This is a genomic window from Actinomyces sp. oral taxon 897 (genome assembly GCF_002999235.1).
Lineage (GTDB): Bacteria > Actinomycetota > Actinomycetes > Actinomycetales > Actinomycetaceae > Actinomyces.
On sequence record NZ_CP027236.1, the window covers coordinates 2,201,788 to 2,216,602 of the forward strand.

Annotated in this window: 15 protein-coding genes; 13 read left to right on the plus strand and 2 right to left on the minus strand. The window is 72.8% G+C overall.

The window, feature by feature from the left end:
* Window positions 1-502 precede the first annotated feature (502 nt).
* From C3V41_RS08810 to mtnN, 13 genes are all read left to right on the plus strand, one after another.
* On the plus strand, window positions 503-1,408 hold the full coding sequence (locus tag C3V41_RS08810) for an AlbA family DNA-binding domain-containing protein (RefSeq protein WP_254423548.1): 906 nt from the start codon (window positions 503-505) through the stop codon (window positions 1,406-1,408).
* Between the two features lie 65 nt (window positions 1,409-1,473).
* Window positions 1,474-1,695 carry an antitoxin MazE-like protein gene (locus C3V41_RS08815; protein WP_106109958.1) on the plus strand — a complete coding sequence of 74 codons (222 nt, stop codon included), beginning with the start codon at window positions 1,474-1,476 and terminating at the stop codon, window positions 1,693-1,695.
* Window positions 1,696-1,907: 212 nt separating this feature from the next.
* On the plus strand, window positions 1,908-2,948 hold the full coding sequence (locus C3V41_RS08820; protein WP_106109959.1) for an iron-siderophore ABC transporter substrate-binding protein: 1,041 nt from the start codon (window positions 1,908-1,910) through the stop codon (window positions 2,946-2,948).
* 7 nt (window positions 2,949-2,955) lie between these two features.
* On the plus strand, window positions 2,956-4,179 hold the full coding sequence (locus C3V41_RS08825) for a FecCD family ABC transporter permease (protein ID WP_246742198.1): 1,224 nt from the start codon (window positions 2,956-2,958) through the stop codon (window positions 4,177-4,179).
* Window positions 4,176-5,330 carry a FecCD family ABC transporter permease gene (locus C3V41_RS08830; RefSeq protein WP_165271619.1) on the plus strand — a complete coding sequence of 385 codons (1,155 nt, stop codon included), beginning with the start codon at window positions 4,176-4,178 and terminating at the stop codon, window positions 5,328-5,330. The genes C3V41_RS08825 and C3V41_RS08830 overlap by 4 nt, the downstream gene beginning before the upstream one ends.
* On the plus strand, window positions 5,327-6,142 hold the full coding sequence (locus tag C3V41_RS08835) for an ABC transporter ATP-binding protein (RefSeq protein ID WP_106109960.1): 816 nt from the start codon (window positions 5,327-5,329) through the stop codon (window positions 6,140-6,142). Before C3V41_RS08830 ends, C3V41_RS08835 begins: the two co-directional genes overlap by 4 nt.
* A 39-nt stretch (window positions 6,143-6,181) precedes the next feature.
* Complete coding sequence (locus C3V41_RS08840; protein WP_106109961.1) at window positions 6,182-7,105, plus strand: siderophore-interacting protein; 924 nt, start codon at window positions 6,182-6,184, stop codon at window positions 7,103-7,105.
* A gap of 110 nt (window positions 7,106-7,215) precedes the next feature.
* Window positions 7,216-7,710 (plus strand): S-ribosylhomocysteine lyase, encoded by a 495-nt coding sequence (locus C3V41_RS08845; RefSeq protein WP_106109962.1) that lies wholly within the window; start codon window positions 7,216-7,218, stop codon window positions 7,708-7,710.
* A gap of 282 nt (window positions 7,711-7,992) precedes the next feature.
* Window positions 7,993-8,595 (plus strand): hypothetical protein, encoded by a 603-nt coding sequence (locus C3V41_RS08850; protein ID WP_106109963.1) that lies wholly within the window; start codon window positions 7,993-7,995, stop codon window positions 8,593-8,595.
* A gap of 14 nt (window positions 8,596-8,609) precedes the next feature.
* Entirely contained in the window at window positions 8,610-9,344 is a 735-nt protein-coding gene (locus C3V41_RS08855; protein ID WP_106109964.1) for a response regulator transcription factor, read from the plus strand.
* The gene (locus C3V41_RS08860) at window positions 9,341-10,303 is read left to right on the plus strand and encodes a sensor histidine kinase (RefSeq protein WP_254423549.1); all 963 of its coding nucleotides are present in this window, start codon (window positions 9,341-9,343) and stop codon (window positions 10,301-10,303) included. The genes C3V41_RS08855 and C3V41_RS08860 overlap by 4 nt, the downstream gene beginning before the upstream one ends.
* Window positions 10,304-10,340: 37 nt before the next feature.
* Window positions 10,341-11,549, plus strand: coding sequence for an OmpA family protein (locus C3V41_RS08865; protein WP_106109965.1), 1,209 nt, complete (start codon window positions 10,341-10,343; stop codon window positions 11,547-11,549).
* Between the two features lie 317 nt (window positions 11,550-11,866).
* Window positions 11,867-12,631 carry a 5'-methylthioadenosine/S-adenosylhomocysteine nucleosidase gene (gene mtnN / locus C3V41_RS08870; RefSeq protein WP_254423550.1) on the plus strand — a complete coding sequence of 255 codons (765 nt, stop codon included), beginning with the start codon at window positions 11,867-11,869 and terminating at the stop codon, window positions 12,629-12,631.
* A gap of 773 nt (window positions 12,632-13,404) precedes the next feature.
* On the opposite strand, the gene C3V41_RS08875 is transcribed toward mtnN, so the two are convergent.
* Window positions 13,405-13,824, minus strand: a complete 420-nt coding sequence (locus C3V41_RS08875) for a PTS-dependent dihydroxyacetone kinase phosphotransferase subunit DhaM (protein WP_106109966.1) — start codon at window positions 13,822-13,824, stop codon at window positions 13,405-13,407.
* Window positions 13,821-14,513, minus strand: a complete 693-nt coding sequence (gene dhaL, locus C3V41_RS08880) for a dihydroxyacetone kinase subunit DhaL (RefSeq protein ID WP_174714769.1) — start codon at window positions 14,511-14,513, stop codon at window positions 13,821-13,823. Before dhaL ends, C3V41_RS08875 begins: the two co-directional genes overlap by 4 nt.
* Window positions 14,514-14,815 lie beyond the last annotated feature (302 nt).

Here is a 14,815-nt window from a genome sequence, read left to right on the forward strand (position 1 = left end):
CGCCGGGGTGCCGCAGGGGGGTATAACCCTTAAATCCCACCGCCTCCCACCCGCTGCCGCCCGCCCTCGCTAAGGGAGAACAGGCGTCGCACCGGCCCAGGGTGGCGGCCAGGCCACCCACCTCCACCGAGGGAGAACCGGGGGCCGAGGCGGAGGCCGCCGCCAACCTGGCCACCCACGCCTCCCCGCCCAGGGAGAACCGGGCTCGTTGCGCAGGTCGGCGTCGGGGATCAGGACCACACCTCCCCGCCCAGGGAGAACCGGGGAGCCTCCAAGGCCACCCACCCCCGAGGAAGAGCCGTGAGGCCTCAGCAGCCGCCTCCGCCGCCACACCGTCCACCCCGCCGGGGGAGAGCTCGACCCCCTGGCGAGCGCGGTCCTGGCCCTGGACACCACCCCCACCGGGGGAGAACCGGGGAGCCCCTCCGCCACGGCGCAGCAGCCCGGGGCGAGCGGGGCAGTCGAGCACGTAATGGAGACAAGGGGCAGGGAGAATGGGGTCATGGACCCGCACAACCCCGACCTCGTCGCCGTCGTCGTCTCCCAGCAGGCGATGCTCCTCCTGGCCTACCTCGTGGGCCGGGTCACCCGGTGGCTCCTGGCCGGGCGCATTACGATCTCCACCTCCGCCGCCACGCTGACCACGCTCGTCGGCCTGTGGATCGGCCTGCTCATCGCGGGCTTCCTGTTCGACGACGACCGGCTGTGGACCGTGCGCTCCCTGTCCGCGGCCGCCCTGGTCGCGGCCCTCATCCTGACGGTCACGGCCCTGGTCCTGGCCCGCCTCCAGCGCGTGGTCCCCCTGGAGCCCATCGCCCAGGTGGCCAGGGCGGGCGAGAGCGAGAGCCTGGAGTTCAAGTCCTCGGCCCGCTGGAACATGCGCACCGGCAGGCGCGACGAGGCCATGGAGAACGTCGTGGTCAAGACCGTGGCCGCCTTCCTCAACTCCTTCGGCGGCACCCTCCTGCTCGGGGTGGACGACGCGGGCACCCTCATCGGTCTGGCCCCGGACTTCTCCACCCTCAAGCAGCCTGATGCCGACCGCTACGAGCTGTGGCTGCGCGACCTGTGGCGCACCCGCCTGGGCACGACCGCCGCCGCCCTGCCCGGCGTGGACTTCGCCCCGACCCCCGACGGCACCGCCCAGGTGTGCCGTGTGACGGTACCGCCCTCCCCGCGCCCCGTCTACGCCTCGGCCAAGGGGCAGGGGACCGAGCTGTGGGTGCGGGTAGGCAACTCGACCCGCCGCCTGGAGGTGGACGACGCCGTTGCCTACGTCACGCACCGGTGGCCGGGAGCCGCCCGGGTGACGTGGCGCAACCGCCTGGGCGCCTACCTGCTCTACCGCAGCCGCCGGGCCGGGCAGGCGGCCCTGGCCCGGGTCACCGGCGCCGACGGCACCCGGTAGAGTGCCCAGTAGGCAGGCACCAAGGCTCTAGGCCCCGAGCCCCCTGTTACATGTAGCATTTGGTCATGAGCGCAGCGACGTCACGGGCCCGTGCCGCCCGGTATCGTCAGTCCATGCGCGACCAGGGCTACCGGCTCATCCAGGCCTGGGTACCCGACGTCCGTACCGACGCGTTCGCCGATGCCGCCCACGCCCAGTCGGCAGCCGTGGCCTCATCCCCCTCGGCCCAGGAGGACCAGGACCTCATTGAAGCGGTCTCGGCCCCCTGGGACTCCTGGGAGGAGTAGGCCGTGCACCGCGGGGAGCTGTGGACCGTGGCCGGAGGCGTGTACGCCACCAAGCCCCGGCCCGCGCCCGGCAGACGGAAATGACACGGCGTCAACGTGGGGCACTGCACCGTACGGCCTATTGTTAGGGGAGCCTTTCCTCCACTAGCGTCTTCAGTGCTCACCCGGTCATTGACCAACCTCGTTTAGTGAACACCCAGAGAAGAGGCCCTGTGTCCGTCTCCCGCAAGTCCTTCCTCATCGGCACCGCGGCGCTGTCCACCACCGCCCTCCTGGCCGCCTGCGGCTCCTCCAAGAACTCCTCTAAGAGCTCCTCCGGCCAGGGTGACGGCAAGACCATCCAGGTCAAGCACGTCTTCGGCACCACCGACGTGCCCGAGGGCGTCACCAGGATCGCGACAATCGCCTGGGCCAACCAGGACGTCGTCCTGGCCCTGGGCACCATGCCCGTGGGCTTCTACAAGCAGACCTGGGGCGTCGAGGACGGCTCCGGCATGCTGCCCTGGACCAAGCAGAAGGTCGACGAGCTCGTGGCCAAGGGCGAGACCGCGCCCACCCTCTTCGACGACACCTCCGGCACCCCCTTCGAGGCCATCAACGCCACCAAGCCCGAGGTCATCCTGGCCGCCTACTCGGGCCTGGAGAAGGAGGACTACGAGAAGCTGAGCAAGATCGCCCCCACGGTGGCCTACCCGCAGATCCCCTGGGGCACGCCCTGGCGTGAGACGATCACCATGGACGCCACCGCCATCGGCAAGAAGGACGAGGGCGACAAGCTCGTGGCCGACCTGGAGAAGCAGGTCGCCGACACCGTGGCCGCCTACCCGCAGATCGCGGGCAAGGCCGCCGCGTTCTGCTACACGGCGGACGGGGACGCCTCCAAGTTCGGCTTCTACACCACCGCCGACCCGCGCACCGCCTTCCTGAGCGACCTGGGGATGAAGGTGCCCGCCTCCGTGGAGAAGGCCTCGAAGGAGAAGCCCGACGCCTTCAACGTGGACATTGCCTCGGAGAACGTGGACATGCTCTCCGACTTCGACCTCATTGTCATGTACGGCGAGGAGGGCGACCTGGCGGGCCTCCAGGCCAGCACCCTGCTCAGCCAGGTCCCCGCCATTAGCAAGGGCGCCATCGCCTTCGTCGGCAACAACAACGCCCAGGCCGCCTCCACCAACCCCGGCCCGCTGTCGATCCCGTGGGGCATTGCGAACTACGTCAAGCTCATTGCCGCGGCCGCCGACAAGGCCAAGTGAGCCGGGCGTGAGCGAGCAGACGGCACCCGGCGACGCCCCGGCGCCCGGCCTGCCGGACGCACCGTCACCGTCCGGGCCACCACCTGGACCAGCGGCGACCCCGGCACCGGCCGCCCCGGCGGGCTCGCAGGCCCCGGCGGACTCGGCACCGGCTGCCCCGGCGAACGCTGCCCCGGCTGGCTCGCAGGCCGCCCCGGCTGGCTCGCAGGCCCCGCGGACGCTGGGCGCCAGCAGCCAGCTGCGGCGCTGCCTGCTGGCCCTGGCGGTCCTGACGGCGCTGGTGGCCGTCGCCGCCGTCTGCTCCATCGCCTTCGGCTCGCGGACCGTGGGCCTCGGTGAGATCATCGGCGGCCTGACCGGCTCGCGCAGCGACATAGGCGCCCTGGCGGTCTCCGAGCGCGTGCCCCGCACCGCCGTGGCCCTGGCGGCGGGCGCGGCCCTCGGCGTCTCGGGCGCCCTCATGCAGGCCGTCACCCGCAACCCGATCGCCGACCCCGGCATCCTGGGCGTCAACACCGGCGCCTCGCTGGCGATCCTCGTCGGCGTCGCCTTCGTGGGCATTAGCTCGGCCGGGCAGTACCTGTGGTTCGCCCTGGCCGGGGCGGTGGTCACCGCGGTCTTCGTCTACGGCGTCGGGTCGCTGGGGCCGGGCGGGCCGACGCCGGTCAAGCTCGCCCTGGCGGGCGTGGCCACGAGCGCCGCCCTGTCCTGCGTCATAAGCGCCGTCATGCTGCCGCGCGCCCAGGGGCTGGACGACTACCGCTTCTGGCAGGTCGGCTCGCTGGGCCGGGGCACCTGGGACTCCCTGACCACGATCGCCCCCTTCCTCGTCGTGGCCGCCGTCCTGGCCGTCCTCGTGGCCAGCCCCCTGAACTCCCTGGCGCTGGGCGAGGAGATGGCGATCGGGCTGGGCGTCAACGTCACCCTCACGCGCGTGGCCGCGGCGGGCGCCGGCGTGCTCCTGTGCTCGGCGGTCACCGCCATCGCCGGGCCCATCGGCTTCGTGGGCCTCATGGTCCCCCACACCGTGCGCATGCTCTGCGGATCCGACCACCGCTGGCTGCTGCCGCTGTCCGCCCTGTGCGGCTCCGGCCTGCTGACCCTGTCCGACGTGCTGGGGCGGGTCGTCTCCCGGCCGTCGGCGGCCCTGCCGGTGGGCGTGGTCACGGCCTTCGTGGGCGCCCCCATCCTCATTATGATCGCCCGCGGCGCAAAGGTGCGTGAGCTGTGAGCAGTACCGTGAGCACCGGAAACAGCACCCCGGGCGCCCCGGGCGCCGCGAGCGCTGTGGGAGCCGTGGGCACCACCAGCACCGCGAGTGCTACCGGCACCATAGGCGCCTCCGGCCCGGAGCCCGGCTTTACCGTTCCCGGCCGCCGACGCCGCACCCTGCGGTTCTGGGCCGTCACGCTCGTCCTGGCCGCCCTGGCGGCGGCCCTGTGGTGGACCACGGTCATGACCGGCGGGACCCACCACACAGTGGAAGAGGTCCTGCGCGTGATCGCCGGTGAGACCGTCCCGGGCGCCTCCTTCGACGTCGGGGAGGTGCGCCTGCCCAAGGCGGTCATCGGGCTGCTGTCCGGGATGGCCTTCGGGATGGCCGGGACCACCTCCCAGACCATGCTGCGCAACCAGCTCGCCAGCCCCGACGTCATTGGCATTACCTCGGGGGCCTCGGCATCCGCGGTCTTCGCCATTATGGTGCTGGGCTGGTCGAGCTCCGGCGCGGGCGTCAATATCCTGGCCGTGGCCTGCGGCCTGGCCACGGCCCTGGTCATCTACCTGCTGTCGGGTTCGGGGCGCACGCAGGGCGGGCGGCTCATCCTCATTGGCATCGGCGTCTCGGCCATGTTCACCTCGGTCATCTCCTACCTGCAGCTGCAGGGCAACGTGTACAAGGCCGTGGACGCCATGCGCTGGCTGAGCGGCTCCCTGAACTCCGCCGACTGGCGCCAGGTGCCGGTCCTGGCCGGGGCGCTGGGCGTGTGCGGCATCCTGCTGCTCGTCGTCGGGCGGGACCTGGGGCCTCTGACCCTGGGTGAGGAGGCGGCCACCGGGCTCGGCGTCCCCGTGGAGCGCACCCGCCTGACGCTGGTGATCACAATGGTGGCCCTGTCCGCCTTCGCCACGGCCGCCACTGGCCCCATCGCCTTCGTCTCCTTCCTGGCCGGGCCGGTCGCGGCCCGCCTCATCGGGCAGACCGACCGCACCCTGCTGGTACCGGCCGCCCTGACCGGCGCGGTCATCGTGCTCGGCTGTGACCTGCTGGCCCAGCACGTCTTCCCCACCGTCCTGCCGGTGGGCGTGGTCACCGGGCTCATGGGTGCCCCCTACCTCATTGGCCAGCTCACCCGCGTCAACAGACAGGGCGCCTCCGCATGAACCCCACCCCCCAGCTCAGCACCAGGGCCCTGCGCTCCGGATACGGCAAGCGCGTCGTCGTTGACGGCGTGGACGTGACCATCCCCAGCGGGAGGATCACCGTGATCGTGGGCGCCAACGCCTGCGGGAAGTCCACGCTGCTGAAAACCATGGCCCGGATCCTGGCCCCGCAGTCCGGGCAGGTGCTGCTCGACGGGACCCCGGTGGGCTCGATCCCCACCAGGACCCTGGCCACCCGGCTGGGCCTGCTGCCCCAGCAGCCCATCGCCCCCGAGGGCATTGCCGTGGCGGACCTGGTGGGGCGCGGGCGCCACCCGCACCAGTCCGTGTTCCGCTCCACCGGCGCCCAGGACCGGCGCATTGTGGAGGAGTCCCTGCTGGCCACGCGCACCGCCGAGCTCGCCGACCGCAGCATTGACGAGCTCTCCGGCGGGCAGCGCCAGCGCGTGTGGATCGCCATGGCCCTGGCGCAGCGCACGGACGTGCTGCTGCTGGACGAGCCCACCACCTTCCTGGACCTGACCCACCAGGTGGAGGTGCTGGACCTGCTGACCGACCTCAACCGCGAGCGCGGCACCACCGTGGTCATGGTACTGCACGACGTCAACCTCTCGGCCCGCTACGCCGACCACATTATCGCAATGCGTCGGGGCAGGGTGGTGGCGGCCGGGGCACCGCGCGACGTGGTGGACGCGGACCTGGTGGCCAAGGTCTTCGACCTGGAGGCCGACGTCATTACCGACCCCGTCTCGGGCACGCCGCTCATTGTCCCCAGGGGCCGCCACCACGTGCTCACCGACGCCGGGGCGTGAGAGGGGCGCCGGTCCCACGCCCCCAAGAAGGAAGACACCATGAACTCAGCCCCTGCGACGTCGTCCCCGTTCCGGTTCTTCCACGTGACGGTGGCATCGATCCGGGACATCACCCCGTCAATGCGGCGCTTCACCTTTACGGGCGGCGACCTGGACCGCTTCGGCGACCCGGGCTGGGACCAGCGCATTAAGCTGGTGCTGCCCGCGCCGTCGTCGGGCTACGAGCGCCTGCCCGTCGGGGAGGACTGGTACAGCCGGTGGCGCGGGCTGGGCGACGAGCACCGCCCGCCGATCCGCACCTACACCACGCGGGCGGTGCGCCGTGGGCGGGAGGGGACCGAGGTGGACGTGGACACGGTGGTCCACGAGCCCATCGGCCCGGCGTCGCGGTGGATCGCGGACGCCGTCGTGGGGACCGAGGCGGTCCTGCTGGGGCCGGACCGCGACTGGGCGGACGAGGCCGGGGGCGTGGACTTCGTGCCGCCGGCCGTCACCGGGTCCTACCTGCTGGGCGGGGACGAGACGGCCGCACCCGCGATCGCGCGGATCCTCCAGGACCTGCCCGCGGACGCCCGGGGCGTCGCCGTCGTCGAGATGCCGTGCAGCGCCGACGCCGCCTACCTGCCGGCCCACCCGGGCCTCGAGGTGCGGGTGACCGGCCGCGACGGGCGCGCGCACGGCCAGGCCCTGGTCGAGGGCGTGCGGGAGGCGGCGGCGCGGCTGTGCCCGGCGGGGGCGCCCCAGGAGGTCGAGGAGATCGACGTCGACCACGAGCTGCTGTGGGAGGTGCCGCGCACGGCCAGGGGCGGGGCGGCGCTCAGGCGCGCCACGCTGTACGCCTGGCTGGCCGGGGAGGCGGCCGCGGTGCGCGCCATGCGCCGCCACCTGGTGGGTGAGCGCGGCATCGACCGGCGCGCGGTGGCCTTCATGGGCTACTGGCGCCTGGGACGCGCCGAGTGCTGAGGGGCCCTGAAGGAGGGCCTGTGCTGCGGGAGCAGACCGTGCGGGGGTACGGGAGGGTGAGGGGCCGTGCAGGAGGGCCCGTGCCCCTGTCCTGACCCTAGGCTGAGGGCATGAGTGAGCAGAGCACGCCCCGGATGAACGTCGAGTCCTTCAACCTGGACCACACGCGGGTGGTGGCGCCCTTCGTGCGTGTGGCCGACCGCAAGACCCTGCCCGGCGGGGACACGCTCATTAAGTACGACGTGCGCTTCTGCCAGCCCAACCGCGAGCACCTGGAGATGAAGGCGGTGCACTCCATCGAGCACCTGACGGCCGAGCTCATGCGCAACCACACCGACCGCCTCATTGACTTCTCCCCCATGGGCTGCCAGACCGGCTTCTACGCCCTGACCCTGGGGGTGGAGCAGGAGGACTTCCTGGAGCTGCTGGAGGCCACCTTCCGTGACGTGCTGGAGGCGACCGAGGTCCCGGCGGCCAATGAGGTGCAGTGCGGCTGGGGCGCCAACCACTGCCTGCCCGCCGCCCAGGAGGCGGTGGGCGCGTTCCTGGCGGCCCGCAGCCAGTGGGAGCAGGTCATGCGCCAGGAGGCCGGGACCCGCCCCTGAGGACCCCCGGCGCCGGAGCCGGCTCGGCCCCTCAGCAGACCTGCGGCCCTCGGGGCCCCGGCGCCGAGCGGCAACGCCCCCTCCCCGGCGTCGAGCCCGGCAACGCCTCCTCCCCGGCGCCGAGCAGGCCGGCCAGGACCGCTCCCGGCGCCGAGCCCGGCAAGGAGCCGGGTGCCGGACCGGGCCCAGGTCGCGAGACTGCGACAGGTGTGCCACCGTCCTGCCACACGTCCCCCGTTAGGCTGGTCCCATCACACGGAACGCAACTCATAGAAGATCCCCATGCGACCCGCCACCGCCCTGACCGTCTCGGCAGCCGCCCTGGCCCTGGCCCTGAGCGGCTGCTCGATCAGCGTCGGCAGCTCCCCGGACCAGACCTCGGCCTCCCCGGCGGTCCCGGCCCCCGCTCAGACGGCGCCCCAGGCCGCCCCCACCCAGGCCGCCACCTCCCAGAGCACCACCTCCCAGAGCCAGACGGCTCCCGCCCAGGGCGCCCCGGCCCCCGCCCAGGGCGGCGGGCAGGCGTCCCGGCAGCCCGACCCCGCCGAGGCCTCCGGCGTGACCAACCCCGACTGGCAGGCAATTATCTCAGGCGGCTCCCAGACCCGCCCGGACGCCAGCGGCAACCTGTCGGTTGACGACGCCGTGTCCACGGTCAACGTCACCGGCGACGTCAGGGCCCTCACCATCAGCGGCGCCATGTCCGACGTGGCGGCGCAGAAGGTCGAGAAGCTGGTGGTCACGGCCTCCACGGTCAACGTCTACGTCGAGAGCGTCAAGGAGGTCGAGATCCAGGGCGCCGACGTCAACGTCTACTGGGTCTCCGGCAACCCCACGGTCACCGGCGACGGCGCCAACCACAACGTCACCCAGATCACCAGGTAGGACCGCCCCGGCCCATGCGAGCTGCACCCTCCCTGCCCTCCTCCAACCGCGCCACCGTCCTGCTCGTGGACGACGAGGCCCCTATCCGCCGCTCCCTGGGCCCCTACCTGGAGCGCAGCGGCTACCGGGTCCACCTGGCCTCCGACGGCGTCGAGGCCCTGGAGGTCCTGGGCAGGCACCGGATCGACATTGTCGTCACCGACGTCCTCATGCCCCGCCTGGACGGCCGGGAGCTGGTGCGCCGCGTGCGGTCCGGCGGCACCTGGACGCCCATTATCCTGCTGACCCAGGTGGACGCCCCCTACGAGCGGGTCTCCGCCCTGGACGACGGCGCGGACGACTACCTGTCCAAGCCCTTCGACCCCGCCGAGCTCGCCTCCCGGATCCGGGCGGTCCTGCGCCGCACCCAGGGCAGCACCCAGCCCCTGACAGCGGCCCCGCGCCTGGTGGCCGGCGACCTGGTCCTGGACCGGGCCGCCCGCCGGGTGGAGCACCGGGGGCGCGAGGTGGCCCTGACCCCCAAGGCCACCATGCTCCTGGAGTACCTCATGAGCCACCCCGGGGAGCTCTTCTCCCGCGAGTCGCTCCTGGCCTCCCTGTGGGGCATCGACTTCACCACCACCACCCGGGCTGTGGACCACCGGGTGCGTGAGATCCGCCAGGTCCTGGGGGAGGACGCCGCCAGGCCGCTCTACATCGAGACGGTCCCCTCCATGGGCTACCGCTTCCGTGCCGAGGTGCACGCGTGAGCCCCGGCCCTCGGGCCCCGCGTCCCTGGTGGCGCCGACCGCGCTGGTGGGACGCGGTCGGCGTCGCCGTGGTCCTGGCGGCCACCGCCCTGGCCTGGTCCCTGGCCCGCTCCACCACCGTCGCCCTGGTGACCACCGTGCCCGTGGTGGTGGGCGCCGGTGGCCTGGGCGTGCTGGGGGCGGCGGCCGGGTGGTCCCTGGTGCGGCGACGCCACCACCGCGCCCTGGACCGGGCCCGTCAGGAGGCCCAGGACCAGGCCCTGTGGCGCCACCAGCAGTTCCTGCGCCGACTGGACCACGAGCTCAAGAACCCCCTGACGGCGATCCGGGCGGCCGTGGCGGGTATAGAGCCCGCCACGGCGTCGGGCACGGAGCAGCGCTCCCGCCTGGACGTCATTGACGCCCAGGCCCGCCGCATGGGGCGCCTCCTGACGGACCTGCGCAAGCTCGCCCTCCTGGAGACCGCGCCCCTGAGCCTGGAGGAGGTCAATATCGCCGAGACGGTCCGCGACGCCGTCGAGGCCGTCCTGGAGGAGGCCCCCGCGCGCCAGGGGGTGGCCCGGCTGCGGCTCGACCTGCCCCAGGTGCCCTGGCCGCTGCCGCCGGTGCGCGGCGACGGCGACCTGCTGTACTCAGCGGTCTACAACCTCGTCTCCAACGCCGCCAAGTACACCCCGTCCACCGGCAGCATCGAGGTGCGCGGCCGGGAGGAGGCCGGGGTGGTCACGGTGGAGGTCGCCGACACCGGCATCGGCATCCCCGACGCCGACCTTCCCGGCGTGTTCAACGAGCTGGCACGCGCCTCCAACGCCCGCGGCCTGCCCGGCAGCGGCCTGGGCCTGGCCCTGGTGTCCACCATCGTGCGGCGGCACGAGGGCGCCGTCCAGGTCACCTCCCGCGAGGGCGTGGGGACCCGGGCCTGGCTCTCGGTGCCTGTCGCAGGACCGCGACACGGTTGAGACGGCCCTGCGGCGGCGCCTGTGACACGGTATCCCCATGGCACGTAACCGCTACCTCCCCCGCCACCTGGCCACCGCCTGCGCGCTCATGACCACCCTGGCCGTCTCCGCCTGCGGCGGGGGCGACGCCGGGTCCGCCCCCACGCCGGCACCGGCCCCCGCCTCCTCCTCGGCCCCGGCACCGGCGGCCTCCCAGGCCGGGAGCGGCGCCTCGGCGTCGGCGGGCGGCCCCTCGGCGACAGCCTCGACCAGCTCGGTGCCGACGGTCCCCGGGTACCAGCCCGGGGAGATCCCCCCGATCCCCCTGTTCACCGTCCCCGACCTCAGCCTGCTGACCGCCACCTCCGTCTTCACCCCCGACATGACCCGCTCCATCACCTCCGTGCCCGGCGTGACCGTCTCCCCGGCCCGCTGTGACGACGGGGGCACGCTCAACGGCGGCAACACCATTCTGTACGGGGACGGTTCAGGCACCCACAGCGATGGGAACAGCGTCGTCAATAACTACGGTGATGGCTCAGGCAGCTACAGTGACGACCGCGTCACCATCAATGTCTATGGTGACGGGTCCGGAAACTATATGGACGACCACCTGCTGGTCAATATCTACGATGACGGATCCGGCAGCTACACGAACTCCCTGACCAACGAGAACATTAACGTCTACGCTGACGGGGCCGGAAACTACACCAGGGGCAATATCACGGTCAACAACTACGGTGACGGGTCGGGGAACTACACGGACGGCAAGCTCACCATCAACAACTACGGTGACGGGACGGCGGACGTCAACGGCACCACCGTCAAGGCCGACCCGCTGCCCAAGGTCGGCACCCTGAGCCGGTTCCCCAGCCTGGAGACCCTCCCCTCCGCCACCTCCTGCGGCACGGTCATCACCCTGGAGGACAGCGTCCTGTTCGACTTCGGCTCCTCTGAGGTGCGGGCCGACGCCGCTGGCACCCTGAGGTCGCTGGCCACGGTCCTGACCAGCTCCGGGGCGCCCAGGCTCGTGGTCAACGGGCACACCGACTCCGTGTCCGATGACGCCTTCAACCAGACCCTGTCCGAGAAGCGCGCCCAGGCGGTGGTCCAGGCCCTGAGGGGCGACGGCGTCACCGCCTCCATGGAGGCCGTGGGCTACGGGGAGAGCCGGCCTGTGGCCCCCAACACCAACCCGGACGGGTCGGACAACCCCGCCGGGCGCCAGCTCAACCGCCGTGTGGAGATCTTTGTCCCCACCTTCTAGAGGCACCTCGCCGGGCCGGGGTGAGCTGGCGCGGCTGACGCAGTGCGGCCGGTGGGCGCGGTGCGGCTGGTAGGCTGGGGTGAGCTGGCGCGGCTGACGGAGCGCGGCGCCGAGGGCCTGCCATCCACCGCCGGCGCGCCCCGGCGTGCTGGCGATCTTTGAAAGCCTTATGCCGAGCGCATGGCGGGCTGGTGGACCGGGGTGGCCGGTGGGGCTGACGCAGCGCGGCTGATGGGCGCGGTGCGCCGTCGGGTACCAGGAGGGCTCCCCGGGGCGGGCGGGACCGGGCCCGGCCGCCGCCCGGCTAGGCTCGGGACATGACGCCCTGGCCCGCCACCGTACCCGCCCCCCGCCCCGTCGCCGCCGTGGTCCTGACCGCCATGGACGTGGAGGCCCAGCCCTTCCTGGACGCCCTGCCCCGCACCCGCGCCCCGCGCCCGGCCCCGGCCTCCGGCACGGCCGAGTCCTGGAGCCTGCGTCTTCCCGGACCCTCCCGGCGCGAGCTGGTCCTGGTCCGCACCGGGATCGGGCTGGTCAACGCCGCCAGCGCCCTGGCCTCCGTCCTGGCCGAGGTCTGCCCCGACGTCGTCCTCTCCGCCGGCACCACCGGCGGGCTGGCCCGGGGCGTGGCCGTGGGGGACGTGGTGGCCTCCAGGACGCTGGCCTACGCCGACGCCGACGCCACCGCGTTCGGCTACCTGCGCGGCCAGGTACCGGGCATGCCCGCGACCTACCAGGGGGACCCGGCCACGCTCGCCCAGGTGGAGGCCGTGGCCGCCCGGGCCCTGGCGGGCACGGGCGCGCGCCTGCACACCGGGCAGATGCTGGCGGGGAGCTCCTTCGTCACGGCCGACAACGTGGCGGGTGTCCGGGAGGCCTTCCCGGAGGCGGTGAGCACGGACATGGAGTCCACGGCCCTGGCCCAGGTGTGCGCTAGCCGCGGGCTGCCCTTCGTGTCCGTCCGGGGGGTGTCGGACCTGTGCGGGCCGCAGGCCGGGGAGGACTTCCACATTGGCGCCGACGTGGCCGCCGCCCGCAGCGCCGCCGTCGTCCTGGCGCTCCTGGACCAGGAAGGGATCTGACCCGCCCCACCTCCCCGCCTCTCCCCTCTCCGTCTCTCCGCGAGAACGGTACTTATTGCTCGTGAGAACGGTACTTGTTTGCCGTGAGAACGGTACTTGTTCCTCGTGAGAACGGTACTTGTTCCTCGCGAGAACGGTACTTATTTGCTGCGGGGGGTGTGCTCGGGGTGTCTGTGGGTCTGGGTTGCTGGCGTGGTTGCCGGTGGGATCTGGGTCGTCTGGTTCCTGGGGCTGTCGGGGGCCTCTGGTCGTCTGCTGGCCTGGGTTCGTGTGCGTGTCGCGATCTGAGCCCCAGGGCGGTCGGCTCCCCCGGCTGCGCTGGGGCCCAGGTCGGGCTCGTCGACGGAAAGGGCTGAGTGGCCGGACTCCCTGGTCGCGTCGGGACCCAGGCACCAGCCCTCTGACCTGCGTGGACATTGAACGCACAAAAGTGCAGGTGGGATGGGCCCGGCCCTGGGTCCCAGACTGCGACAGAACCAGGCACCCGGCCCCACCAGGGCCATGCAAGCCTCCGGTCGCGGGGGGGCGTAGTGGCCTGATGCCGACTCAGCACCGCACCACCAGGGCACAAGCCCCGGTCGCAGAGGGCGGAGCCCGCTCACGCGCACCCCCACCCTGCCTGCCCGCACGCTCCCGCACCACACAGGCCAGAGACGGGCGCTCCGAGCACCTCTCCCGTTCTCGCGACGAACAAGTACCGTTCTCGCGAGCAATAAGTACCGTTCTCGCGGAGAGGAGGGGAGAGGGGAGGGAGGGGGAGAGGCGGGGACGGCTTACGTAGCGTCGGCACGCAGGGTCTTGGCGGTCGCGGCCTGCTCGGCCTGGAGCGCCACGGCCTCCAGGTCGCCCCCGGTCCCGGCCACGGCGTAGGCGGCCACCAGCCCCTCGACCAGCGCGGCCGGCGACAACCGCACCCTCGCGGCCAGGCCGGGATCCAGCAGCTCCAGGGCCGTCTCGGCACTCATGACACCGCTGCCCAGGTCGGCCAGCACCAGGACCCCCTGGCCGTCGTCAGCCCGCTCAATCGCCCTGGTGATCTCAATGGCGTCAGTCCCCAGCCCCCACCCCCGCACCTCGGGGACCCCGGCGGCGACCTCCAGGGGCACGCTCAGACCCGGCACCAGGCCGACCACCAGGTCTACCGCCGCCCGGGCCAGGGGACGGGAGTGGGAGACGACGACAATACCGGTCACCTCACCGCCTGCCCCGGATCGCACCCGGGGTGCCCGTCGTGCACCGTCTGGGCCAGGGCCCTCAGGATGAGGGCGGTGGAGGCGGCGCCGGGATCCAGGTGCCCCACAGAACGCTCACCCAGGTAGGAGGCACGACCCTTGGTGGCCGTCATGCCCCTGGTGTCCTCCCGGCCCACGGCGGCGGCCTGCGCGGCGACGGCCGTGGCCTCCTCCAGGGAGCTGGGGTGCTCCCGCAGCGCGCTCAGCGCAGGGCACCAGGCGTCGAGCATGGTCTTCTCCCCGGTCTCCCCCCTGCCCCGGGCCCTGATCCCGTCGACACCGGCCTCGACGGCGTCGGCCAGGGTGGCGGCGTCCAGCTCGGTGACGCCACCCACGGCGGTGGACATGCGCAGGAAGAAGGTGCCGTACAGCGGCCCGGAGGCCCCTCCGACCTGGGAGACCAACGTCATAGCGACCTTCTTCAGGACGGCGGCCGGAGTGTCAGGCTCGCCCTCGTCCAGAGCGGTGACGACGGCGGCCAGGCCCCGCCTCATATTGGTGCCGTGGTCGGCGTCGCCAATGGCGGCGTCGAGCTTGGTGAGCTCCTCGGTGTGGTCGGTGACGGCCTGGGCGGCTAAACGTATCCAGGAGCCGATGTCAGCGGCGGACAGGACGGTAAGCGGCGTGGTGGCCGAGAGCAGGTCGGTCATACCTCTTACATACCCCAGGTCGGCCCCGGCCGCTCACTGAGACACCCGGGGCCGGGACCGCCCTCCGCGAACCGCGTCAGGGCCCTGCCAGGGTCCGGTCGGGCTCGACGGCGGCCACGTCCGGGGAGACCGGGGTGCCGTCGGGCGCCGGCCCCAGGCCGGCCACGAGCTCGCTCAGGCGCCGCCCGTCACCGTCCTGGGTCCGGCCAGCACCCCGACTGGCGGTCCTCGCGCCGCCACCCTGGCCGCTACTCCGGCCGCCACCCTGGCTGGTGCCACCCCTGCCAGCGGTCCTCGCGCCA